This is a genomic window from Stenotrophomonas sp. ZAC14D2_NAIMI4_7, assembly GCF_003086675.1.
Lineage (GTDB): Bacteria > Pseudomonadota > Gammaproteobacteria > Xanthomonadales > Xanthomonadaceae > Stenotrophomonas.
The window spans coordinates 595,408-618,395 of record NZ_CP025995.1; the positions used below are offsets into that span (position 1 = coordinate 595,408).

Sequence of the window (22,988 nt, forward strand, 5' to 3'; positions counted from 1 at the left end):
GTAGGCGCGCGCTGTGCGGGCTTACCGCGCGGCGGTGACCTGCGGGGCCAGCTGCTTCCTCACCCAGTCATCGATCAGGCGCTTTTCGTAGCGTAGCGGATCGGTATCGCTGCGCACGCCGATGTTGTGCAGGTACCCGCTGTCACTCAGCTTGGCCTCGCCCTCGTTGACGATGCGGCCGCTGGCATCCTTCAGCGTGTACTGCAGGCTGATGCGCGGTGGATAGATGTCACGCATGACCCGGATGTCGCTGCCACGCTGGCCGTGCCACGGCTCATAGTCGCCTGCACGCTTGATGTCGGTCACTGTCACATCCAGCGTCTGCCCGGGCTGCAGCGGTTTGGCCGCAGTGGTCTGTATGTAGCGGGCGATCTGCTGCACCCAGTCCCCCCGCTCGGCTTCAAAACGGTTGGTGGTCTGGCGCAGCTCGGTGAACTGCGCCGGATCGGTCCACTTCACGCTGACCGGGCCGTCGGCCTGCAGCGCGCGCGGCGCATCGGGCGCGGTGACCGTGCGTGGCGCGGCGGTGGCGCTGCCAGCGGCCAAGGCACAGGCCAGCAGCAGCGTGGCGGTAGTGAAACGCGAACGGTTCATGGCAGGACTCCTGCGGCCGGGATGGCCGGCGGTCGGGGTTTCAGGGCGAGTGTGAGCCTGCCCCGGAGGCGCAGCAATGGCCAAATGCGTCACAAATGGCCGTGGTTGCCGCGAATTCATGCTCGTCAAGCATGACCGACGGCGCTTGACGCTGTGAATACGTCCTTTGGAAGATGCTGTGCGTCCATACCGGCTTGCCTCGACCCCTTTGTCCACACTGCCGCCCCTCGCCGAGCGCCCAGCCCCGCTGGCCCCCTCGCCGGAAACCGATCTGCACCGAGGCGTGCTCGAGCGCATCAATGCCGGTTTCTGCGTGATTCACGTGATCTTCGAGGGCAGCCGTGCCGTTGATTATCGCTTCGTGGAGGTCAACGATGCGTTCGAGCGCCACACCGGCCTGAAGGACGTGCGCGGCAAGCGCATGACCGAGCTGGAGCCGAACCACGAGGGCGACTGGTTCCGCATCTATGGCGATGTGGCACGCACTGGCCGGCCGGCGCAGTTCGAAATGGAAGCACGCGCGCTGGGGCGCTCGTTCTCGGTCGACGCGGTGCGCGTGGGCCAGGCCGGCGAAGACATGGTCGGCATCCTGTTCTTCGATGTGACCGCCCGTAAACAGATTGAAGTGGAGCTGGGCGAAAGCGAGGCTCGTTTCAGCGCGCTGGCCGATGGCCTGCCGATGCCGGTCTGGGTGCTGGACGAGAAAGGCCACGCGCGCTTCGTCAACAGCGCCTTCAGTGAATTCTTCGGTGGCGATGAAACCCGTGTGCCGGAAGATGTCTGGCGCGGCCTGGTGCACCCGGACGACGCTTCGGTGTTCGAGTACGAGCTGCAGGAGGCGCTGAAGGCGCAGCGCTCGATGCATGCGCTGGTGCGCGCACGACGTGCCGACGGACAGTGGCGCTGGCTGGAAATGAATGCCCGCCCGCGCTTTTCGCGCATGGGCCGCTTCATTGGCCTGGCCGGCAGCAGCCCGGACGTGACCGACCGCCGCGAGATCGAGCTGGCCCGCGAAGAACTGCTGCAGTCCGAGCGCGCGGCGCGCAGCGCGGCCGAAAACATGGCGCGGCTGAAGGACGAGTTCCTGGCCACGCTGTCGCATGAACTGCGCACGCCGCTGACCACCATCCTGGGCTGGAGCGAACTGCTGCTGCAGCGGGTGGACAACACCAGCCCGCTGTTCAAGGGCCTGAACGTGATCGCCAGCAGTGCCACGGCACAGAAGCGGCTGATCTCGGACATGCTGGACCTGAGCAGCATGCTGCTGGGCAAGGTGCAGCTGGAAGTGGAATCGCTGGACCTGCGCGGGCAGCTGGTCGAAGCCATGGGTGCGCAGGAACTGGTGGCCGAAGGCAAGGCGCTGGACGTCACCCTGCAGATGCCCGAGGAACGCTGCCTGGTACTGGGCGATGCCACGCGACTGCAGCAGGTGTTCTGGAACCTGCTGTCCAACGCCATCAAGTTCACTCCCGCCGAGGGCCGCATCGACGTGCAGCTAAAGGCCGACGGCGCGTACTGGGTGGTGACCCTGCGCGATACCGGCGACGGCATTGCGCCTGAATTCCTCAACCATCTGTTCAGCCGGTTCCGCCAGGCCGACGGCACCACCACCCGCCGCCATGGCGGCCTGGGCCTGGGGCTGGCCATCGTGCAGCAGCTGGTGGAACTGCATGGCGGTACGGTCAGTGCGGCCAGCGAGGGCCATGGCCACGGTGCCACCTTCACCGTGCGCCTGCCGCAGCATTACCCCGACGCGGACAAGCGGCCGCTGCGCGAAGTGATCAGCGGCCCCATCGTCGAACCGATGGTGGTGGAGCCGTACCCGCTGCGTGGCCTACACGTGCTGGCGGTGGAAGACCAGCCGGAAGTGCTGGAATACCTGCGGCGCATGCTGGAAGAGCAGGGCGCATCGGTATCGGCGGCCACCTCGGCCGTAGAAGCGCTGGCCCTGCTGGCCGACAACGGCCATCTGCACTACAACGTGCTGCTGACCGACATCGGCATGCCGGGCATGGATGGCTATGGGCTGGTGCGCACGCTGCGCGATGACATGGGCGTGGATGCCACCACCCTGCCGGCCGTGGCGGTAACCGCGCTGGCGCGCGCCGATGATCGCCGTCGCGCGCTGGCATCGGGCTTCCAGGAGCATGTGGCCAAGCCGTATTCGGTGGCCCAGCTGGTGGCGGCGGTGCGCCACGTGCAGGCGGCGCGCAGCGGCGACGCATTGCACTGAGCATTCACGGCTGATCGGCGACCCTGCGTGCAGGAGGTCGCCGAATGTCCCGTATCGCTCCCCGTATCCACACCGACCCGGCGCAGATCGCGCGCCTGGAATCCCTGCTGCCACAGCTGGAAGGCGAAACGCAGGTGGAACTGACCCTGCAGGATGGTCGCCGCCTGCTGGGCACCGTGGCAGTCAGGCCAACGGTGCAGCAGTTCCGTAATGAGGCCGGTGATGAAGGCACCAATGGCCAGCTGCGTCTGGACGACTACGATGCGCCCGTGCAGCAGCACTATGTGTGGCTGGACGAGATCGCCAGCGTGCGCAGGTTGCCGCCCAGGCCATGAGCACCGCCACCCACGGGGTGGCTCTACCCAGTAGAGCCACGCCATGCGTGGCCGCGGATCTTAATGTTCGAACACCGTAGGCGTGGCTTCGAACCGGCGCGCATAGGCGCGTTCTTCGGCCACGCGGGCGACCTCGTCATCGGCCAGATCCGGGGCCCCATACACCGCATAGGCCACGGCACCGTCGGCGCCATGACCGATCTGGTGCAGGCGGTAGCGCGAATGCCCGCCACCGGTGTCCTCGGGGTAATGCACGGGCGGATGGCTGCCCTCCAGATCCATCTCACTGTTGTCGACCACACCACCGACGAACAAGGCGCGCATGCAGGAGCTCCAATAGGTTGCGGGGGGAGCCCTTACCCTGAACCCTTCAATGTTGGCGGCGCATCAACGCCCCGTTGAACTTTCGCAAAGCGCGCCCGGGGCGGGGCGGGCCGAGCCGGTACAATGGACGGCCCTCACGCTTCCAGTACCCGCGCCGATGGCCGCCAGCGACGACGCCCCCCTGCAGACCCTGTTCCTGCCGTTTTCCAGCGGCGCCCTGCGCTGGCCGGAGGGTCCGGTGGCCTTCCTGCGCGCCCGCGATGGCTGGCCGCTGCGCGAAGCCGCCGGCACCCGCGAGGTCCACTTCGAACAGAGCTTTGCCCCGTTCGCGCAGCCGCTGCAGGCCAGCGGCTGGACCGTCAGCGGCCAGCTGGATGACGCCGCCGGCAAGGGCCGCTACCCGCTGGTGCTGGTGCTGCCGCCGCGCCAGCGCGAAGAAGCCCGCGCGCTGTTCGCCCGCGCCCTGGCCCTGGTGGCCGACGGCGGCCGCATCGTGGCCTGCCAGTCCAACAATGAAGGCGCGCGCTCCGGCGAGGGCGACCTGAAGCAGCTGACCGGCCTGGGCGGCTGCCTGACCAAGAACCATTGCCGGGTGTACTGGACCGCGCCGCTGCAGGGCCAGCACGATGCCGACCTGGCCAAGCGCTGGGCCGCGCTGGATGCCGTGCGACCGATCATCGGCGGGCGCTTCCTCAGCCGCCCGGGCGTGTTCGCCTGGGACCGCATCGACCCGGCCTCTGCCCTGCTGGCCGAGCACCTGCCGGCCGACCTGGCCGGCCGTGCCGCCGATCTGGGCGCCGGCTATGGCTACCTGTCGCGCGAGCTGCTGGAGCGCTGCCCGAAGATCACCGCGCTGGACCTGTACGAGGCCGAGCAGCGTGCGCTGGCCCTGGCCGAGCTGAACCTGGCGCCGCCGCCGCGCGCTGTGCCGCTGCGTTTCCTGTGGCGCGACGTGACCGCGGGCATCGAGCCGGGCTACGACGTCATCATCAGCAACCCGCCGTTCCACACGCCTTCGCGCGCCGACCGCCCGGACATCGGCCAGCGCTTCATTGCCGTGGCCGCGCAGGCGCTGCGCCCCGGTGGCCGCCTGTACGTGGTGGCCAACCGCCACCTGCCGTACGAGCACACCTTGAATGACAGCTTCGGCGCGGTGCGCGTGGTGGCCGAGCGCGATGGCTTCAAGCTGGTGGAAGCAGTGAAGGGGAAGGGCCGATGAAGCTGGTCAAGCACATCGCCAACCTGGGTTACGGCAGCCGCAAGCAGGTGCAGTGGATGTTCCGCGAAGGGCGCATCACCGATGCCGACGGCGAGGTGCTGTACGCCGATGACCAGGTGCCGCACGAGGCGGTGCGGGTTGATGGCGAGCCGCTGGACCCGCCGCCGGGGTTGTCCATTGCCCTGCACAAGCCGGCGGGCTACACCTGCTCCACCAAGGACACCGGTCGCCTGATCTACGATCTGCTGCCGCCGCGCTTCCGCGACCGCGACCCGGTGCTGTCCACCGTGGGGCGGTTGGATCGGGACACCAGTGGCCTGCTCCTGCTGACCGACGACGGCGGCCTGCTGCACCGGATCATTTCGCCCAAGTCGAAGCTGCCCAAGGTCTACGAGGTGGCGCTGAGCGAAGACCTGCGTGGCGATGAAGTGGCCCTGTTCGCCAGCGGCACCTTGATGCTGGAGTCGGAGAAGACCCCGTTGCTGCCGGCCGAGCTGGAGGTGCTGGGCCCGCGCCAGGTGCGGCTGGTGCTGCACGAAGGCCGCTACCACCAGGTACGCCGCATGTTTGCCGCCACCGGCAACCACGTGCAGGCGCTGCACCGCAGCCGGGTGGGGGGCATGGACCTGCAGGGCCTGGACGAAGGCCAGTGGCGCATGCTCGATGCCGCCGACCTGGACACGCTGTTCGCCGTATGACCGTGATCGCTGCGCTGCCGTTCCTGCCCGACGCCGTCATCTTCGACATGGACGGTTTGATGATCGACAGCGAGCGCGTCTCGCTGGCGTGCTGGAACGAGGCCGCGCAGGCCAGCGGGCTGCCGTTGGATGAGCGCTTCTTCCTGCGCATGGTGGGCCTGGGTGACCGCGACTGCCGCGCGCTGCTGCAGCAGCAGGGGCTGAGCGAGAGCACGATCGAGGCGCTGGTGGGCAGCTGCCATGATCTGTATGACGCCCGTACCCAGCATGGCCTGCCATTGCGGCCGGGCATCATGGAGTTGCTGGAACTGCTGAAGGCGCACGCCGTACCGCGCGCGGTGGCGACCTCGACCCGGCAGCCGCGGGCCAACCGCAAGTTGGCCGCGGCCGGGCTGCTGCCGTATTTCGATGCAGTGGTAGCGGGCAACGACGTGGACCGGCCGAAGCCGGCGCCGGATATCTATCTGCTGGCCGCCCGCAGGCTCGGGCAGGACCCGCAGCGCTGCCTGGCACTGGAAGATTCACCGGCAGGCACGCGCGCCGCACTGGCAGCCGGCATGACCGTGATCCAGGTGCCGGACCTGGTGGACCCGGACGACGCGCAGCGCGCCCTGGGCCACCGCATCGTGACCTCGCTGCTGGACGCACACGCACTGCTGCTGCCGCTGCTGCGGTAGGTACCTGGTGGGTGCCAACCTTGGTTGGCACGCCACACCGCTCTGGTAGGTGCCAACCTTGGTTGGCACGCCCTTCCATCACACCCGGCCGAACACCAGCGCCGCGTTCGTACCACCGAAACCAAAGCTGTTGGACATCACCGTATCCAGCTTCTGCTCGCGGCTTTCGCGCAGGATCGGGAAGCCTTCCACCGCCGGGTCCAGCTCGGTGATGTTGGCCGAACCGGCCACGAAGCCATCGCGCATCATCAGCAGGCAGTAGATCGCCTCGTGCACGCTGGCCGCGCCCAGCGAGTGGCCCGACAACGCCTTGGTCGACGACAGCGGCGGCACCGCATCGCCGAACACTTCACGGATCGCACCCAGTTCGGTCACATCGCCCAGCGGGGTGGAGGTGCCGTGGGTGTTCAGGTAATCCAGCGGACGGTCGACGTTCTGCAGTGCCATCTTCATGCAGCGCACTGCGCCTTCGCCGGACGGTGCCACCATGTCGGCACCGTCGGAGGTCACGCCGTAGCCGATCAGTTCGGCATGGATGCGTGCACCACGGGCCACGGCGTGATCGTAATCTTCCAGCACCAGCATGCCGCCGCCGCCGGCAATGACGAAGCCATCGCGGTCCTTGTCATACGGGCGCGACGCGGTGGCCGGGGTGTCGTTGAAGCTGGTGGACAGCGCACCCATCGCGTCGAACATCACGCTCATCGACCAGTGCAGGTCTTCGCCGCCACCGGCGAACATGATGTCCTGCGCGCCATGGCGGATCATGTCCGCGGCCGCGCCGATGCAGTGCGCCGAGGTGGCGCAGGCGGCCGACAGCGAATAGCTGACGCCCTTGATCTGGAACGCGGTGGCCAGGCAGGCCGACACGGTCGAGCACATCGTGCGCGGCACCATGTACGGGCCAACCTTGCGCACGCCACGGGCGCGCAGCAGGTCCACCGCACCCACCTGCCATTCGCTGGAACCACCACCGGAACCGGCGATCAGGCCGGTACGCAGCGCGCTGACCTGTTCCTGGGAAAGGCCGGCATCGGCGATCGCATCGCGCATGGCCACGTAGGCGAAGGCCGCCGCATCGCTCATGAAGCGCTTCTGCTTGCGGTCGATCTGCGCATCCAGATCCATGTCCACGCGACCGCCGATCTGGCTGCGCAGGCCGGCTTCAGCGTGGTCGGGCAGCGCGGTGATGCCCGCACGGCCGTCGCGCAGCGCCGACGAGACGGTATCCAGATCGTTGCCCAGGCAGGAGGTGATGCCCATGCCGGTAATGACGACGCGACGCATCAGAAGCTCCCGGTTTCAGTGAACAGGCCCACGCGCAGGTCGCGGGCGTTGTAGATTTCGCGGTCGTCCACGTACATGCGGGCGTCGGCCTGGGCCATCACCAGCTTGCGGTTGATCACGCGGGTGATGTCGATTTCATAGCGCACCAGCTTCGCTTCCGGCAGCACCTGGCCGGTGAACTTCACCTCGCCACAGCCCAGGGCGCGGCCCTTGCCGGGGGCACCCAGCCAGGTCAGGTAGAAGCCGGTCAGCTGCCACATGGCATCCAGGCCCAGGCAGCCGGGCATCACCGGGTCGCCGATGAAGTGGCAGCCGAAGAACCACAGGTCCGGGCGGATATCCAGTTCGGCACGAACCATGCCCTTGCCATGCGGTCCGCCGTCCTCGCGGATGTCGGTGATGCGGTCGAACATCAGCATCGGGTCGTTGGGCAGTCGGCCGGCGGCGGCGCCGAACAGTTCACCGCGGGCGCTGGCCAGCAGCTGGTCGCGGTTGAACGCGTGGAGACGAGTCATGGAAAGCGCATTCCTGGAAGCGAAAACAAGGCAACAAGTCCCCGAGGATGCACGACGGTTGCAACGGGAATCAAACCGCCGCACCGTACGCGTGCGTAGTGTTTTTCCCGGTAATCACGCATCCCGTTGATGCACAACGACCATACTTCGCCGTCTGGACCGGTACGGTGCGGTTATCATGTCAGCCAACCATGAACGCACTGCGCAAGATCATCCACGTCGACATGGACGCCTTCTACGCGTCGGTGGAGCAGCGTGACGACCCGTCACTGCGCGGCAAGCCGGTGGTCGTGGCCTGGCGCGGCGCGCGTTCGGTGGTGTGCGCGGCCTCGTACGAAGCCCGCGTGTTCGGCGTGCGCTCGGCGATGCCGGCCCTGCGTGCCGAGCGCCTGTGCCCGGATGCGATCTTCGTGCCGCCGGATTTCGCCCGTTACAAGGCCGTGTCGCGGCAGGTGCGCGAGATTTTCCTGCGCCATACCGACCTGGTCGAACCGCTGTCGCTGGACGAGGCCTACCTGGACGTGACCGCGCCGAAGAGCGGCATCACTCTGGCCACCGACATCGCCAGCACCATCCGCGCGCAGATCCGTGAAGAAACCAACCTGACTGCTTCAGCCGGCATCGCGCCGAACAAGTTTCTGGCCAAGATCGCCTCGGACTGGCGCAAGCCTGATGGCCAGTTCGTCATTCCGCCGCAGCGTGTGGACGCGTTCCTGCTGACCCTGCCGGTGAAGAGCGTGCCGGGCGTGGGCAAAGTGATGGAAGGCAAGCTGGCCGCGCGGGGCATCGTCACCTGTGGCGACCTGCGGCAATGGGCATTGCCGGACCTGGAAGAAGCGTTCGGCAGTTTCGGCCGCAGCCTGTACAACCGCGCCCGTGGCATTGACGAGCGGCCGGTGGAACCGGACCAGCAGGTGCAGTCGATTTCCTCCGAAGACACCTTCGCCGAAGACCTGCTGCTGGAAGACCTGGCCGAGGCCATCGTGCAGTTGGCAGAGAAGACCTGGAAGGCCACGCGCAAGACCGAACGCATCGGCCATACCGTAGTGCTGAAACTGAAGACCGCCCAGTTCCGCATCCTGACCCGCAGCTTCACCCCCGAGCGCCCACCCGAATCGGAACAGGAGCTGCGTGACATCGCCCTGGCACTGCGCGCGCGCGTGGACCTGCCGGCCGATACCCGTTACCGCCTGGTGGGCGTAGGCCTGGGTGGATTCCGCGAAAAGGAACCGGTGGTGCAGGGCGAACTCTTCGGGCACGACCCAACCCATCCCACAGAAATCTAGTCGTCAAACATGGGGTCAGAGCCCGTTGCGCAGCAACGGGATCCGACCCCGCGCCGTTCCGACAGACCCCAGCAAACTGTCAAAGGCGGGGTGGGTCCGGTTGCGGGGGTGTCCGCGGCATGGATGCCGCGGCCAAGCCTACATGGACGTATTCACGGCGTCCCCCGCAACCGGACCCACCCCGCCAACCCTCAGCAAGCCCGCTCTTGACCTTGAAGTTGAAGTTGAGCAGGTGCAGGGCGCAGCCCTGCAAAAAACTCCCCCCTACCTTACGGCCACTGCATCTCGCCCTTGGCCACCTTCGCACTCAGCTCCAGCGATTCAACGCCGGCCAGCGCCGGGTAGCGCGCCCGCATGGCCTGCACCAGCGCCGCACTGTCCTTGGCCTTGCCCGCTTCCACATCAAACGCCCGGATGTAATCGGCAGTGAAGCGCAGCGCGCTCGCATCCAGCGCCGCACCCGGCGCGTAATGCCCCGGCACCACCACTTTCGGCTTCAGTGCCTGCAGCTGCTGCAGCGTCTGCAGCCAATCGGCATGCGACTGCGGCGTCTGCGTGTCGGCCATCCACACGTGTTCGCCCGCTACCACCGGAATACCGCCCACGATCGCGCGCAACGACGGCACCCACAGCACCGTGCGGTCCGGCGTCGGCCCGTCCAGGCCGATCAGCGGCAGGCGCTGGCCTTCCAGCTGCAGCGCATCGCCCTCCAGTACCTGCGGCACGACGATGCGCGCGGGCACATCGTCACCCATCTTCGGGCCCCAGTAGGCCAGCTTGCCGGCCTGGGTCTGTTCGATGTGGGCGACGGTCTGCGCGGTGGCGACGATGCGTGCCTGCGGGAACGCATCCTGCAGCGTGGCCAGGCCGAAGTAGTAATCCGGATCGCCGTGGCTGATGTAGATCGTGGTCAGCTGCTTGCCGCTGGCGCGGATCTTTTCGACCAGTGCACGTGCATCGCTGGCCGCGAACTGCGCATCGACCAGGATTGCCTCATGGCGGCCTTCGATCAGCACCGAAGACACCGAGAACATCGCCTGCGGCCCGGGGTGGAAGGTCTGCAGGTGCAGCTGTGAGTGTTTCGCCGTGGTGGGGGCCGCCGGCGTGGCCGGTGCCGCCAGCAGCGGTGCACTGGCGAAACCCGCGGCCAGCGCGAACGGAAGAAGCAGGGCAGCAGTACGCATAGCAATGTCCTTGTAGAGCCGAGCCCATGCTCGGCTGCATTTCAATCGGGCGCGACGCCGGGCGAGGCCCGGCGCAATGTCATCAGTACGCCGCAGTGATGATCTGCTTGGGGTACTTGCCCGCTTCCAGCTCGGCCACGAACGCGGCACCGTAATCGGCGTAGCTGATGCGGCTGTGGCCGCTGGCATCGGCGAGGAAGGTCTTCGCCTGCACGCGGTACTGGCCGCGCTCGTCGCCCGGGCCGATCTCCGCCGCCGGCGAGAAGAAGGTCCAGTCCAGGTCATCCACGGCCTGCAGGCGCTTCAGCGCTTCGCGATGCGCCAGAGCGTACGGCTTGTAGGCGTCGGGGAAGTCGGGCGTATCGACCAGCTGCACGCCCGGCGCCACCTCCAGGCTGCCAGCGCCACCGACCACCACCACGCGCGGCAGCTTGGCCTGGCGCGCAGCATCAAGCAGGTGCCCGGCAACGTCGGCCACGCGGCCGATGTCATCACCCGGGCGCGGGCCATAGGCGCTGGCCAGCACGTCGTGACCGGCAATCACCGCGGCAAGTGCATCGGTGTCGTCCAGCGCGGCGATGGCCAGCTGGGCGCCGGCCAGTTCGGCCGGCAGGTCCTTTTCACTGCGGACCACGGCCGTGACCTGGTGGCCGTTGGCAAGCGCGTGGCGGGCGATCTGGCGGCCGATGTTGCCGGTGGCACCGACGAGGGCGATCTTCATGGCGGAACTCCTTGGGGCGGAATGGGGTGGGAACGAGGCCACTTTAGGCCGCTGCAGTTGCTCGAAAAACAGCGTATAACGCGCTTGTTTGTTGCATGGAACGACCATATGGACCGATTGACCGCCATGACCGTGTTTGTCGAGGTGGCCGAGCGTGGCAGCCTGACCGCCGCCGCCGAGGTGCTGGACATGTCCCGCGCGATGGTCAGCCGCTATCTGGCCGAAGCCGAGGGCTGGCTGGGCGCGCGCCTGCTGCACCGGACCACCCGCCGCATCAGCCTGACCGCCGCGGGTGAGGCGGCACTGGCGCGCTTCCGGCAGATGCTGGCCATCGGCGAGGAACTGCAAGGCGAGCTGGCCAGCGACGATCCCGAACCGCACGGCACGTTGCGGATCACCGCCAGCGTGTCGTTCGGGCAGAGCCACCTGGCCCGCGCGGTGGCGGCATTCGTGCAGCGTCACCCCGCCGCGCGCATCGAACTGCTGCTGGTGGACCGCATGGTGAACCTGGTGGAAGAGCGGGTGGACCTGGCGGTGCGTATCGCGCGCCAGATCGATCCAGGCCTGATCGCGCGGCGCCTGGCCACCTGCCGGTCGGTGCTGTGCGCCAGCCCGACGTACCTGCAGGCACACGGCACGCCCACCGCGCCGGAACACCTGGCCGCGCACAACTGCCTGACCCATCACTACGTGGGCCGCAGTCTCTGGCATCTGCACCGCGATGGCCGCGCGCTGTCGGTGGCGGTGGGCGGCAGTATCAGTGCGAACGAGGCATCGCTGCTGGTGGAAGCGGTACGCGCCGATGCGGGCATCGCCATGCTGCCCAGCTACCAGGTGGCGCCGCTGCTGCGTAGTGGCGCGCTGGTGGCCGTGCTGCCGGACTACCAGCTGGACGAGCTGGGCGTTCATGCCGTCTACGCATCGCGTCGACAGCAGCCCGCTATCATGCGCCGATTCCTGGATTTCCTGGCCGGCTGCTTCGAGCACGATCCGGCCTTCCAGGACCTCGACTGGCAACCGACGGGCAAGGAGAGCGCATGAACCATGGAACGGTAGTGAGGGATCACCGTCGTACGACCTGGGATCTGCACGCGCAGCAGGCGCCGCCACGAACGCAGCCGGTGGATGCCGGGACCATCGCCGCCGCCCGCACGGGGCGCTGGCAGGTACACCTGACCCCGCGGGCGCTGCCGTTGGACTGGCTGGGCGATGTGCGCGGCCGCCGCATCCTGTGCCTGGCCTCGGGCGGCGGCCAGCAGGCGCCGGTGCTGGCCGCTGCCGGCGCCGATGTGACCGTGTTCGACCTGTGCGAGCAGCAGTTGGCGCTGGACCGTGCGGTGGCCGCACGCGATGGCCTGCGCCTGCAGGCGGTGCAGGGCGACATGCGTGACCTGCAGGCCTTCGGCCATGGCAGCTTCGATGTGGTGTTCCATCCGGTGTCCAACCTGTTCGTGCCCGATGTGCGGCCGGTGTGGGCCGAGTGCCACCGCGTGCTGGCGCGTGATGGCCTGCTGCTGGCCAGCTTCTACAACCCGGTGCTGTTCGTGGGCAGCGACGATGCGCCGTTGGCCGAGCAGGGCCTGATGCGCCCGCGCTTCGCCATTCCCTATTCCGATCTGGAGGACCTGCCTGCGGACGAGCGGCAGGCCAAGCAGGCGCGTGGCGAGGCGATGACGTTCGGCCACAGCCTGGGCGATCTGATCGGCGGCCAGCTGGACGCAGGGTTCGTGATCGAGCGCTTCATGGAAGATTGGCAGCCGCGCCCGCGGGTGCTGATCGAACGCTACCTGCCCGCGTTCCTGGCCACCCGCGCGCGACGGATCGGCTGACCGGATCGGCCGACCCGCAGGAGTACACTGGGCGGCCCACGTCGTACAGGTGCCGTCTCTTGTCCTATCCCTATCCGTTGGTTGTGTTCGACCTGGACGGCACGCTGGTGGACAGCGCTGCCGATATCGCCGAGGCGCTGAACCGCACGCTGGAAGACATCGGGCTGGCACGCGTGGCCGAAGCAACCGTGCTGGGCTGGATCGGTGATGGCGTGCGGCGGCTGGTGGAACAGGCGGTGCAGGCGGCCGGTCGCGAAGTGGACCTGGCGCAGGTGATGCCGGTGTTCATGGTGCACTACCGCGATTGCCTGCTGCGCAGCCCGCGCTTGTTCGACGGTGTGCCCGAGGCGCTGGCGCAGCTGCGTGCGCGGCAGGTGCCGCTGGCGATCTGCACCAACAAGCCGGCCGCACTGGTGCCGCCGCTGCTGCAGCACCTGGGCATCGGCGATGCGTTTGCACTGGTACTGGGCGGCGATTCACTGCCGCAGCGCAAGCCCAGCGGTGAACCGCTGCGGCATATCGCCGCGCACTTCGGTCTGCCGGTCGCGCAGTGCCTGATGGTGGGCGATTCGCTTACCGACTACCGCGCCGCGCAGGACGCCGGCATGCCGATCGCCCTGGTGCGCTACGGCTACCCGCGCGGCCTGGACCTGCACACCGCGCAGGCCGTGGCGGTGATCGACGACCTGCGCGAACTGCCGGGCCTGGCCGCCGACCTGCCGGCCGCGTGATGCATCGATAGCGCCGGGCGTGGCCCGGCGCCATCGTGTGCGCGGCAACCGATCACTTCGGCTGGTAGCGCACGCTCAGCTGGTACTCGCGGCCCGGCTGGTTGAACCAGGCAATGGTTTCGTACTGGCGGTCGAACACATTGGCCACGCGTGCCAGCACCGACCACGCCGGGGTAAGCGCGTACTCGGCGCGCAGGTCCAGCAGACCGTAGCCGCCTACCTTCACGGCATTGTCGGCATCGTCGAAGCGCTTGCCGGCACCCTGCACGGTCAGTCCGGCGCGGAAGTCGCCGAAGCGGCGGTCCACGTCCAAGCGCGCGGTCTGCTGTGCGCGGCGCGCCAGCCAGTTGTCGAACTGGCCGCTGCCGGCGGTGCGGTTGCGCGGGTCGGTGAAGCTGAGCTGCGCGTTGATGTCGAAGCCGGCCAGCACTGCGCCACCGGTCAGTTCCGCGCCGCGGATACGCGCCTTCTCCACCTGCTGCATCATGAAGGTGGCCGCGTCGTAGGTAATCAGATCGTCGATGCGGGTTTCATACACATCCAGGCCCCAGTGCCAGCCCTGGCCGTGCTGGGAAACGCCGATGTTGGCGCTCTTGGATTTTTCCGGATCCAGCGTCGGCACGCCGCTCCACGGGTCGTACAGATCGCTGAAGGTCGGTGCCTTGAACGCGGTGCCGTAGCTGGCGTTCACGCGCAGGCCGTGGCCCAGTTCCATCGCCCAGCCCAGGCTGCCGGTGGCGTGGTTGCCGAACTGCTGGTTGTCGTCGTTGCGCGCACTGGCCTGCAGCTGGTGGCGGCCGAAGCGCGCCTGGTACTGCACGAACACGCCGGTGTTGCGGCGGCTGTCGACCAGGTAACCGGCGCTGCTGCCATCCAGGTTGTCCTCGCTCCAGTCCACGCCGGTGCTCAGCAGCTGGCCGTCGGCCACGCCGATGTCGGCCTGCAGCGACGCGCTGTCGCGGTGCGTCTGCGCGCTGCCACGCACACCGAAGTCGCCGAAGTTGTCCGACTCGTTGTCGCTGCGGCCGACGTTGGCCGTCAGCGCCAGTCGCTCGGAGGGCGTGTAACGCACCTTGCCGGCCAGCACCTGCTGGCGGGTTTCCGAATAGTTGTAGTAGCCGTCGTAGTGGTTCTCACCATCGGCGCGCAGTGCGCTGCCTTCCACCGTCCACTGCTCGTTGAAGCTGTAGCCACCGCGCAGGCTCTTGGACAGATTGCGGTAGCCATCGCGATCGGGCTCATCGGCGAAGCAGCCGGTGAACAGGGTGGCCGAACCCCGGCAGGCATCGATGCCATCGCTGTGCTGGTAGGCAATGTCGGCGCCGAACCAGCCATTCCTGCCGCTGCCGCCGATGCCGCCGCTGGCCTGGCGCAGGCCGTTGCTGCCACCGCCCAGCTGGAAGTGCGGGGCGAAGCTGCCGGCATTGCGACGGGTGAAGATCTGGATCACGCCACCGATGGCGTCAGCACCGTACAGGCTGGACTGCGGGCCGCGCACGATCTCGATGCGTTCGATCTGCGCCAGCGGCAGGTCCTGGAACATGGCCAGGTTCAGGTCGGCGCTGTTGATGCGCACGCCATCGACCAGCACCACGGTGTGCGAGGAATTGGTGCCGCGCAGGAACAGCGAGGTCTGCTTGCCCAGGCCGCCGGCATTGGTCAGGTTGATGCCGGCGCGGCCGGCCAGCAGTTCCTGCAGCGAGGTGGCCTGGCTGGCCTCGATCTGTTCGCGGTCGATCACCTGTGCCGGCGCGATGCTGTCCTGCAGGGCGATCGGGGTGCGGGTGGCGGTGACCAGGATCGGGTCGAGCGCCTCGGCGGCTTCATCGGCCATCGCCAGCGTGGGCAGGGTGGCCAGGACGGCCAGGGACAGCAATCGGGACTGCGGCTTCATCGGGGGAACTCCGGGTGCCGCGCACGCCCGCGCGGCGAAGGGGAGGAGCCACGAGGGCAGGCACGCGCCGATGCCGCAGCTCGCGCCGCAGTCATCCAGCGCCATGCCCACCGCATCGCGACCTGAGGCTTCCGGGCCGGTCTCCGGGCTTGCCGCCTGATGGCACCTGGGCCATCGTCCAGGCGCCTTCCCGTGCGCGCGGCACAGTGGCGTGTTGCCTGGAACTGACGTGCTTACCGTTGCGGGGGCAGCGCCGGCCTGGCGTGTTGCCACGCGTCACCGGCTTCCCGTTTCAACCTGCCAGCCAAGGCCACAGGTCACCTGGAAGTGCGCGCAGTCTACGGCATCCCCGGCAACGAGTAGAGTCGAGCTTGCTCGACTGCCCGTAGAATACTGTCTCGCTCCCGTGGTGCCGTTGCCGATGTCCCGCTGTTTCCCGCTGTTTCCGCGCTGCCCGCACAGGACCTGCGCATGATCCTCGATCTGGTCCGCCACGCCGCCAATGGTCGCGATGAATTCCTGGACGGCCGCACCGACCCACCGCAGCTGGCCCGTCTGCCGCAGGAACTGGTCGATGCCTACGCCGCGCAGGAATGGCAGCGGGTGATCAGTTCACCGCGCCTGCGTTCGCTGCACACCGCCATGGCGCTGGCCACGCCGCGCGGGCTGGATGTTGACGCCGACGAGGAATGGGAGGAACTGGATTTCGGTGACTGGGACGGGCAGAGCCTGTTTGATCTGCCGGAAGATGCGCTGGCCGCCTTCCATGCTGATCCGCATGCCTTCCCACCGCCGCATGGCGAAAGCTGGGGGCATTTCGAGCGCCGCATCGCGCGTGCGCTGGACCGTCTGCTGGACGACGAGGACGCCACGCCGACCGTGGTGGTCAGTCATGGCGGGCCGCTGCGGATGGTCCTGTCGCTGGTCTGTGGCCTGCCGCTGTCGCTGTGCTGGGCGCTGCGCATCGACCACGGCACGCGCCTGCGGGTGTGGGTCGAGCGTGGTGAAGTGGGGTTGGTGGGGGAACTGCTGGAGCTGCAGCAGCCCTGAGGGCGTCGCCGGGCCATGCCCGGCGAGCGCGGCGGCCTCAATCTTCGTCGGTGCTGTCGGCCTCGTTGCCGTCGTCGTCGCCGTCATCGAAGCGCTGCTCGTGCACCGGGCCCGAGGCCGGGCCCGCAGCCTTCAACGGGTGTGCGGCAATACGTGCTTCGTAGTCCTGTACCAGCGCCTCGCGCTGCGGTTCGCTCAGCTCCTGCCAGTGGCAGTCCAGCAGCGCGCCTTCCAGCGAATAAAGCAGGTTCAGGCTGGGCTTGAAGCCGGCCCGCTTGACCTTCACGAAAGCCCCGACCGCGCCCAGCGCGACCAGGTCTTCGCGGCTGCGCAGACCGACCTGGCGCAGCCAGGCCGCACTCTTCGGGCCGATGTTGCGCAGCTTGGCCGCGCTCATCCCAACGCCTCCACGAACGCGCGCGCGATGGCTTCCAGGCCGGCCTGGTCGTCGCCATCGAAGCGGGCGACCTTGGGGCTGTCGATGTCGAACACGCCGATCAGTTCATCGCCGCGCAGCAGCGGCACCACCAGTTCCGAACGCGAAGCCGAATCGCAGGCGATGTGGCCGGGGAAGGCATCCACGTCCTCCACGCGCTGGGTCACGCGCTGGCTGGCGGCGGCACCGCACACACCCTTGTCCAGCGGAATGCGCACGCAGGCGGGCAGGCCCTGGAACGGGCCGACGACCAGCTCCTTGCCGTCGTACAGGTAGAAGCCCACCCAGTTCAGGTCGGGCAGGGCGTGGTAGACCAGTGCGGAGAGGTTGGCCGCATTGGCGATGCGGTCGGTCTCGCCGTAGACCAGGCCACGGGCCTGTTCCAGCAGCTGGGCGTATTGTTCCGGCTTGCTGCCGGTAAGCGAGGCGTTGGCGAACATGGCCGCAGTCTAGCAAGCGCGCCGGGCCAGCGATAATGAACGCTCTGTTGCCCTGCTGGAGCCCTTGCCATGCCGTTGCCCACCGTGTTGCCACCGGCGCTGTTCGTCACCGGCACCGATACCGAGATCGGCAAGACCGCGGCCAGTACCGCGCTGCTGCACGCGCTGCGCCGGCGTGGCCTGCGCGCGGTGGGCATGAAGCCGGTGGCCAGTGGCAGCCAGGACCTGGGGCAGGGGCTGCGAAACGACGATGCGCTGGCGCTGCAGGCGGCCAGTGTGCCGGTGCCGGCCTATGCCGATCTGAACCCGTATGCGCTGCGGCAGCCGCTGGCGCCGGAGCTGGCCGCCGCCGAAGACGGCGTGCAGGTGCAGCTGGCGCCGATCGTGGCGGCCTTCGAGCGCCTGCGCGCCACCGCCGATACCGTGGTGGTCGAAGGCGTCGGCGGCTGGATGGCGCCGCTGTCGGCAGACCTGGACCAGCTCGACCTGGTGCGTGCGCTGCGGCTGCCGGTGGTATTGGTGGTCGGCCTGCGCCTGGGCTGCGTGAACCATGCGCGGCTGACTGCGCAATCGCTGCAGGCGGCCGGGGTGGAGTGCCTGGGCTGGATCGGCAACCACATCGATCCGGGGATGCAGCGCCAGGACGAGAACATGGCCACGCTGGTGCAGCGCCTGCCGATGCCCTGCTGGGGCCGGCTTCCCCATCTGCCCGGTGCCGATGGCGCACAGCTGGGCACCCATCTGCGCGACGCATGACGGTAGCGCCGGGCCATGCCCGGCGATCGCGCATCAACGCGCCGCCAACTCCCGCGCGATCGCGCCCAACCGTTCCACTGCGCCGACGAACCGTGCATCCAGGCTCTGGCAGCACGACAGCCGCAGGCAATGGCGGTAGCGGGCGCCGCGCGAGTAGACATGTCCAGGCATGAACACGATGTCCTGCTGCAACGCGCGTTCGAACAGCTCGCCGGTGTCCACGCCGGGCACTTCCAGCCACAGCAGGAACCCGCCCGACGGCTCGGTGGCGCGCGTGCCGGCCGGGAAATGCTCGGCCACCAGTTGCCGCAGTCGGCCCACCTGTTCGCGGTACAGCCGGCGCATGCGATGCAGGTGGTGCTCGTAGCCACCGCCTTCCAGATATGCGGCCACGGCATCGGCCAGGAACTGCGGCTCGCCGCCGGTGCTCTGGAATTTCAGCAGCGCGATGCGTTCAGCGAAGCGCCCGCCATCGAGCCAGCCGATGCGGTAGTCCGGCGCCAGCGTCTTGGAGAAGCCGCCCACCACCATCACCCAGCCGTCGCGATCGAAGGCCTTCAGCAGCGGCGCCGGTGGCTCGCTGAACTGCAGTTCGGCGTACACCGCATCTTCGATCAGCGGCAACTGGCGGGCATTGACCAGCTCGGCCAGGCGCTGCTTTTCGGCCACCGGCATGCTGCAGCCCAGCGGGTTGTGCACGGTGGGCATCACCACCACGGCCGCCAGCGCGGTGTGGTCCAGCAGGGTGGCCAGTGCGTCCACGTTCAGCCCGTGCTGCGGGTGGGTGGGAATTTCGATGGCACGCAGGCCCAGGTTGGCCAGCAGCGGGTACAGATTGAAGTAGGACGGCGCCTCGATGCCTACCGCATCGCCGGGCTCAGCCACCGCGCGCAAGGCCAGCTGCAGCGCCTCCATTGCACCGTGGGTCAGCAGCAGCCGTTCGGCATGCGTGTGCAGGCCCATGCGCGGTCCGCGGCGCACGATCTGCGCCAGCAACCGCGGTGAGCCGTTGGTGCGTGCGTAGGTTTCCAGCGTGTGCTGGCCGTGGCGCAGCACCTGCGCCGTGTGCCGGGCCAGCTGCGCGCCGGGGTAGAACTGGCGCCCGCGGGGGCCAGCGAACGCCAGATCGACCACGCCGGGGCGCTGCTGCGCGGCCAGCACCCGCGCCATCAGCGCGTGTTGCTGCGGTGCGGTGGGGGCCGACGGCGCGTCACGCAGCGAGCGCTGCGGCGCGGACAGTCGTGGCGCCACCTCGAAGCCGGCCTTGGGGCGCGGGATCACCAGACCGGCATCTTCCAGTTGCCGGTAGGCGGCGATCACGGTGTTCAGGCTCAGCCGGCGCTGCAAGGCCATCTGCCGCAGCGAGGGCAGGCGGCTGCCCACCGGTAACCGCCCGCCATGGATGGCTTCGGCCAGCTCGTCGGACAGGCGCTGGTAGCGGGGCGCGGCCACGCCGGCCTGCTCATCTGTATCCATCGTTCTGCCCATGGTCTGGCTCTGTACCCGTCATGCCCGCCAGCCTAGCATGTTGCTGTCGGCCCGGCCTGATCGGGGCAGGGCCGAACTTTCGCAGCGCACGGTCCTGGTGGCCGTGCGCTTTTTTTTGCCGCGGGTTCGACGCTACGGTGGCATCAACGCATCGGCACCAGCGCGGGCTGGCGGCGGTACAGCGCCGGGAACTGACGACCCAGCGCGGCCAGCTTCGGTGCGTCGTAGTAGCGGATATAGGCCGCCTGCGGGTAGTTGACCATGTAGTTCTGGTGGTAGGCCTCGGCCGGGTAGAAGCGCTGGCCGCTGGCGATCTGGGTGACGATCGGCGCGCGGAACACACCGGTCTGCTGCAACTGGCCGACATAGGCGCGGCTGGCAGCCAGCTGGCGGGCATCGTCGCTGAAGATCGCCGAGCGGTACTGACTGCCATGGTCCGGGCCCTGGCGGTTCAACTGGGTCGGGTCGTGTGCAACCGCAAAGAACACCTGCAGCAGCTGACCGTAGCTGACCTGGCGCGGATCGTAGTCCACCTTCACTGCTTCGGCATGGCCGGTATCACCGCGGCTGACCCGCTCGTAGCGCGCGTTGGCGGCGCTGCCACCGGCATAGCCGGACACGGCATTGCTCACACCCTTCACGTGCTGGAACACGCCCTGCACACCCCAGAAACAGCCGCCGGCAAACACCACGCTGGCATGGGTGGCATCGTCGGCGAAGGCGGCCGCACCGGTCGGCGCGGGCAAGGCCATGGGCGCCGGACCATCGACCGGGGCGGCCACGGCACCCCGGTCCAGCAACAGCACCCCGGCCACCAGCGCGCTGGCAACCAGACCGGCCACGCCGGCGGCAATTCCCTGTTCAAAGGACAGCTTCATCGCATCCTCCCGGTTCAACCGAAGGTAAAGGCGTAGGCCTGCACGCCCGCATCAAGGAACTCGATCTCGAAACGGTGCGGCGTTACCGAACCGCGCTGGCGCACCAACTGGTACAGCCGGTGTTCGTCGACCACGCCGCTGCCATCGGCGCGCACATCCGCGCCGGCGTCGGCGGCGGGCAGCGGCTTGCCATCCAGCAGCACGCGGAAGCGCACCGGGCGCCCATCCGCGCCGGGGGCCAGCACCAGATGCAGGTCGCGTGCATGGAACTGGAAGCCGATGCGACCGCCGCTCTGTTCCAGTTGCGCCGCTTCATCGCTTACCGTCCAGCGCCCGGCCAGCCCCCAATGGTTCAACTGCAGCGCAGCGGGCAGGGTGTAGTCGAACGGCGTGTCGTCGTGCTGGCCGCCGGGCGAGGCGAACTGTTCGGCACGCGCATGGCCCAGGTAGGTTTCCGGCGAACGCAGGTTGCCCATGTCGGCCTGCGCGGCCACGCCCTGCAGGTCGGCGGCAGCGGGGTCGGCCGGTGCCGGCAGATCGGTCTGCCCGGCCTCGGTCAGCAGGCGACGGATCACCTGTTCGGAATGCGCATAGTTGCCCTCGCCGAACTGGTGCGCACGGATGTTGCCCTGCGCATCCACGAAGTAGTGCGCCGGCCAGTAGTTGTTGTTGAACGCGCGCCAGATCGCGTACTGGTTGTCCAGCGCCACCGGGTACTCAACCTTCAGCTGCTGCACCGCCTTCATGACGTTGCGCGGGTCACGCTCGAAGGCGAACTCCGGCGTATGCACCCCGATAACCACCAGGCCGTGGTCGCGGTAGCGGCGTTCCCACTCGTGCACGTAGGGCATGGCGCGCAGGCAGTTGATGCACGAGTAGGTCCAGAAATCGATCAGCACGACTTTGCCGCGCAGCTGCTCGCGGTCCAGCGGCGGGCTGTTCAACCAGCCGGTGGCGCCGGTCAGTGCGGGCAGGGTGCCTTCCATGGGCAACGGTGCATCGGCCGCAGCCGCGCTGGCCGACATCATCATCGACGGCGGCGAAGGTTGCGCGCCGGGCACGGCATCCAGCAGACCCTGTTCGATGCGTGCGGTGCTGACCGTGGACAGGCGGGTCAGCAGGCCGGTGTCCCAGCCCAGGCCGATGGCCACCACGGCCAGCAGCGCGGCAACGCCCAGCGCCTTGCGCACGGCGTCGCCCAGGCCTAACCGCGCCTGCAACGCACGGAACACACGCCCACCCACCCACACCGCCAGCGCCAGCGCGGTCATCGCACCCAGTGCATAGGCCAGCAGCAGGGCACTGGTGCCCACGCTGGCGCCATGCAGGGCGGCGCCGGTCAGTACCAGCCCCAGGATCGGGCCGGCGCAGGGCGCCCACAGCAGGCCGGTGGCGATGCCGATCAGCAGCGAGGTACCGGCGCCACCGCGGCCGGAGGCATCGGCGGCATCAGCACGCGCGCTCAAGCGCGCACCCACGCGCTGGAACGGTGCCAGCAGGTGGTCGGCCAGCCGCGGCCACAGCAGCGCCAGCGCGAACAGCGCCATCAGTGCCAGCGCCACCCAGCGCCCGATCTGGTTGGCCTGCGCCACCCATTGGCTGCCGACCGCGGCCAGGCTGGCCACCATGGTGAAGGTGAGTGCCATGCCCAGCAGCAGCGGCAGGGTGCTGCGCAGGAACGGCCGGTCGGCGCGCGCGAACACGAACGGCAGCACCGGCAGGATGCACGGGCTGAGCAGGGTCAGGGCACCGCCCAGGTAAGACAGCAACAACAACAGCATGGTCAGGCTCCTGCAGCAGAAGAAGAGGCACCCACGGGCACGCGCCAGCCACCGGCGGCGTCCTGCCGGGCCGGGCCGGGCTGGAACAGCAGCGCCACCCCGTTCATGCAGTAGCGCAGCCCGGTGGGACGCGGGCCGTCGTTGAATACGTGGCCCAGATGGCCGCCGCAGCGCCGGCAATGCGCTTCCACCCGCAGCATGCCGAAGGTGGTATCGCGGTCCTCGCCCACGGCGTTGTGCAGCGGCGCCCAGAAGCTGGGCCAGCCGGTGCCGCTGTCGAACTTGGTGGACGAGGAAAACAACGGCAGGCCGCAGCCGGCGCAGACGAAGGTGCCGCTGCGGTGCTCGCGGTCCAGCGGGCTGCTGCCGGCACGTTCGGTGGCCTGCTGCCGCAGCACCGCGTACTGCGCCGGGGTCAGCAGGCGGCGCCATTCGGCATCGCTGCGCATCACTTCAAACTGGCGTTGCGGACGCGCCTCCGCGGCCGCAGGCGTGGCCCGGCTGCAGGCGGCCAGGCCGAGCAGGCCAGCGGCGGTGGCGGCACCGCCCAGACCCAGCAGGTGGCGTCGGGTGAGGGGCATGGCGGACTCCGGGAAGGGGCGACGGGGCCATGCTGCGCCCGCCCGGGTCAA

At 68.6% G+C, this 22,988-nt stretch carries 24 protein-coding genes and 1 riboswitch; of the genes, 11 read left to right on the forward strand and 13 right to left on the reverse strand.

Going from position 1 to position 22,988, the window contains the following annotated elements; all coding sequences use genetic code 11:
* Positions 1-21 precede the first annotated feature (21 nt).
* Positions 22-594, reverse strand: a complete 573-nt coding sequence (locus C1922_RS02695) for a DUF3016 domain-containing protein (protein ID WP_108748380.1) — start codon at positions 592-594, stop codon at positions 22-24.
* Between the two features lie 247 nt (positions 595-841).
* Between C1922_RS02695 and C1922_RS02700 the strand changes: the two genes are divergently transcribed.
* Positions 842-2,827: an ATP-binding protein gene (locus C1922_RS02700; RefSeq protein ID WP_234413503.1), complete on the forward strand. Its 1,986-nt coding sequence runs from the start codon at positions 842-844 to the stop codon at positions 2,825-2,827.
* 44 nt (positions 2,828-2,871) lie between these two features.
* Positions 2,872-3,162 carry a DUF3247 family protein gene (locus tag C1922_RS02705; protein ID WP_108748381.1) on the forward strand — a complete coding sequence of 97 codons (291 nt, stop codon included), beginning with the start codon at positions 2,872-2,874 and terminating at the stop codon, positions 3,160-3,162.
* 60 nt (positions 3,163-3,222) lie between these two features.
* On the opposite strand, the gene C1922_RS02710 is transcribed toward C1922_RS02705, so the two are convergent.
* Entirely contained in the window at positions 3,223-3,486 is a 264-nt protein-coding gene (locus C1922_RS02710) for a hypothetical protein (protein ID WP_108748382.1), read from the reverse strand.
* A 157-nt stretch (positions 3,487-3,643) separates the two neighbouring features.
* Here C1922_RS02710 and C1922_RS02715 point away from each other — a divergent pair, with 157 nt between their 5' ends.
* The 3 genes from C1922_RS02715 to C1922_RS02725 are packed head-to-tail and all read left to right on the forward strand — an operon-like array spanning position 3,644 to position 6,080.
* Complete coding sequence (locus C1922_RS02715; protein WP_108748383.1) at positions 3,644-4,705, forward strand: class I SAM-dependent methyltransferase; 1,062 nt, start codon at positions 3,644-3,646, stop codon at positions 4,703-4,705.
* Positions 4,702-5,403 carry a pseudouridine synthase gene (locus C1922_RS02720; protein ID WP_108748384.1) on the forward strand — a complete coding sequence of 234 codons (702 nt, stop codon included), beginning with the start codon at positions 4,702-4,704 and terminating at the stop codon, positions 5,401-5,403. The genes C1922_RS02715 and C1922_RS02720 overlap by 4 nt, the downstream gene beginning before the upstream one ends.
* Entirely contained in the window at positions 5,400-6,080 is a 681-nt protein-coding gene (locus tag C1922_RS02725) for an HAD family phosphatase (RefSeq protein ID WP_108748385.1), read from the forward strand. The genes C1922_RS02720 and C1922_RS02725 overlap by 4 nt, the downstream gene beginning before the upstream one ends.
* Before the next feature lie 78 nt (positions 6,081-6,158).
* Here C1922_RS02725 and fabB read toward each other — a convergent pair whose 3' ends face one another.
* Complete coding sequence (fabB, locus tag C1922_RS02730; RefSeq protein WP_108748386.1) at positions 6,159-7,367, reverse strand: beta-ketoacyl-ACP synthase I; 1,209 nt, start codon at positions 7,365-7,367, stop codon at positions 6,159-6,161.
* Positions 7,367-7,882, reverse strand: a complete 516-nt coding sequence (fabA, locus tag C1922_RS02735) for a 3-hydroxyacyl-[acyl-carrier-protein] dehydratase FabA (RefSeq protein ID WP_108748387.1) — start codon at positions 7,880-7,882, stop codon at positions 7,367-7,369. Before fabA ends, fabB begins: the two co-directional genes overlap by 1 nt.
* Positions 7,883-8,073: 191 nt before the next feature.
* Here fabA and dinB point away from each other — a divergent pair, with 191 nt between their 5' ends.
* Entirely contained in the window at positions 8,074-9,168 is a 1,095-nt protein-coding gene (dinB, locus tag C1922_RS02740) for a DNA polymerase IV (RefSeq protein WP_108748388.1), read from the forward strand.
* Positions 9,169-9,437: 269 nt separating this feature from the next.
* Here the strand turns inward: dinB and C1922_RS02745 are convergent, their stop codons facing one another.
* Together C1922_RS02745 and C1922_RS02750 are read right to left on the reverse strand one after the other, a co-directional pair.
* On the reverse strand, positions 9,438-10,352 hold the full coding sequence (locus C1922_RS02745; RefSeq protein WP_108748389.1) for an MBL fold metallo-hydrolase: 915 nt from the start codon (positions 10,350-10,352) through the stop codon (positions 9,438-9,440).
* Between the two features lie 82 nt (positions 10,353-10,434).
* Positions 10,435-11,073 carry an NAD(P)H-binding protein gene (locus tag C1922_RS02750; protein WP_108748390.1) on the reverse strand — a complete coding sequence of 213 codons (639 nt, stop codon included), beginning with the start codon at positions 11,071-11,073 and terminating at the stop codon, positions 10,435-10,437.
* A 108-nt stretch (positions 11,074-11,181) separates the two neighbouring features.
* On the opposite strand from C1922_RS02750, the gene C1922_RS02755 reads away from it, so the two are divergent.
* The 3 genes from C1922_RS02755 to gph are packed head-to-tail and all read left to right on the forward strand — an operon-like array spanning position 11,182 to position 13,633.
* A complete protein-coding gene (locus C1922_RS02755; RefSeq protein ID WP_108748391.1) occupies positions 11,182-12,114 on the forward strand; it encodes a LysR family transcriptional regulator in 933 nt (310 codons plus the stop codon).
* Positions 12,111-12,902 (forward strand): methyltransferase domain-containing protein, encoded by a 792-nt coding sequence (locus C1922_RS02760; RefSeq protein WP_108748392.1) that lies wholly within the window; start codon positions 12,111-12,113, stop codon positions 12,900-12,902. The genes C1922_RS02755 and C1922_RS02760 overlap by 4 nt, the downstream gene beginning before the upstream one ends.
* Before the next feature lie 59 nt (positions 12,903-12,961).
* Positions 12,962-13,633, forward strand: a complete 672-nt coding sequence (gene gph, locus C1922_RS02765; RefSeq protein ID WP_108748393.1) for a phosphoglycolate phosphatase — start codon at positions 12,962-12,964, stop codon at positions 13,631-13,633.
* Positions 13,634-13,685: 52 nt separating this feature from the next.
* Here the strand turns inward: gph and btuB are convergent, their stop codons facing one another.
* The gene (gene btuB, locus C1922_RS02770) at positions 13,686-15,527 is read right to left on the reverse strand and encodes a TonB-dependent vitamin B12 receptor (protein WP_108748394.1); all 1,842 of its coding nucleotides are present in this window, start codon (positions 15,525-15,527) and stop codon (positions 13,686-13,688) included.
* A gap of 116 nt (positions 15,528-15,643) precedes the next feature.
* A riboswitch (cobalamin riboswitch) is annotated at positions 15,644-15,867 on the reverse strand.
* Positions 15,868-15,998: 131 nt separating this feature from the next.
* Here btuB and C1922_RS02775 point away from each other — a divergent pair.
* Positions 15,999-16,577, forward strand: coding sequence for a histidine phosphatase family protein (locus C1922_RS02775; protein ID WP_108748395.1), 579 nt, complete (start codon positions 15,999-16,001; stop codon positions 16,575-16,577).
* Positions 16,578-16,614: 37 nt separating this feature from the next.
* Here the strand turns inward: C1922_RS02775 and C1922_RS02780 are convergent, their stop codons facing one another.
* Positions 16,615-16,974: a TfoX/Sxy family protein gene (locus C1922_RS02780; RefSeq protein ID WP_108748396.1), complete on the reverse strand. Its 360-nt coding sequence runs from the start codon at positions 16,972-16,974 to the stop codon at positions 16,615-16,617.
* Positions 16,971-17,453 (reverse strand): GAF domain-containing protein, encoded by a 483-nt coding sequence (locus C1922_RS02785; RefSeq protein ID WP_108748397.1) that lies wholly within the window; start codon positions 17,451-17,453, stop codon positions 16,971-16,973. The genes C1922_RS02780 and C1922_RS02785 overlap by 4 nt, the downstream gene beginning before the upstream one ends.
* Positions 17,454-17,522: 69 nt before the next feature.
* On the opposite strand from C1922_RS02785, the gene bioD reads away from it, so the two are divergent.
* On the forward strand, positions 17,523-18,209 hold the full coding sequence (gene bioD / locus C1922_RS02790) for a dethiobiotin synthase (protein WP_108748398.1): 687 nt from the start codon (positions 17,523-17,525) through the stop codon (positions 18,207-18,209).
* Between the two features lie 33 nt (positions 18,210-18,242).
* Here bioD and C1922_RS02795 read toward each other — a convergent pair whose 3' ends face one another.
* The 4 genes from C1922_RS02795 to msrB form a co-directional block, all read right to left on the reverse strand.
* Complete coding sequence (locus C1922_RS02795) at positions 18,243-19,685, reverse strand: PLP-dependent aminotransferase family protein (RefSeq protein WP_108748399.1); 1,443 nt, start codon at positions 19,683-19,685, stop codon at positions 18,243-18,245.
* A 155-nt stretch (positions 19,686-19,840) separates the two neighbouring features.
* Entirely contained in the window at positions 19,841-20,575 is a 735-nt protein-coding gene (gene msrA / locus C1922_RS02800; RefSeq protein WP_108748400.1) for a peptide-methionine (S)-S-oxide reductase MsrA, read from the reverse strand.
* 14 nt (positions 20,576-20,589) lie between these two features.
* Positions 20,590-22,356 (reverse strand): cytochrome c biogenesis protein CcdA, encoded by a 1,767-nt coding sequence (locus tag C1922_RS02805; RefSeq protein WP_108748401.1) that lies wholly within the window; start codon positions 22,354-22,356, stop codon positions 20,590-20,592.
* A gap of 2 nt (positions 22,357-22,358) precedes the next feature.
* Entirely contained in the window at positions 22,359-22,937 is a 579-nt protein-coding gene (msrB, locus tag C1922_RS02810) for a peptide-methionine (R)-S-oxide reductase MsrB (protein ID WP_108748402.1), read from the reverse strand.
* Positions 22,938-22,988: the final 51 nt, after the last annotated feature.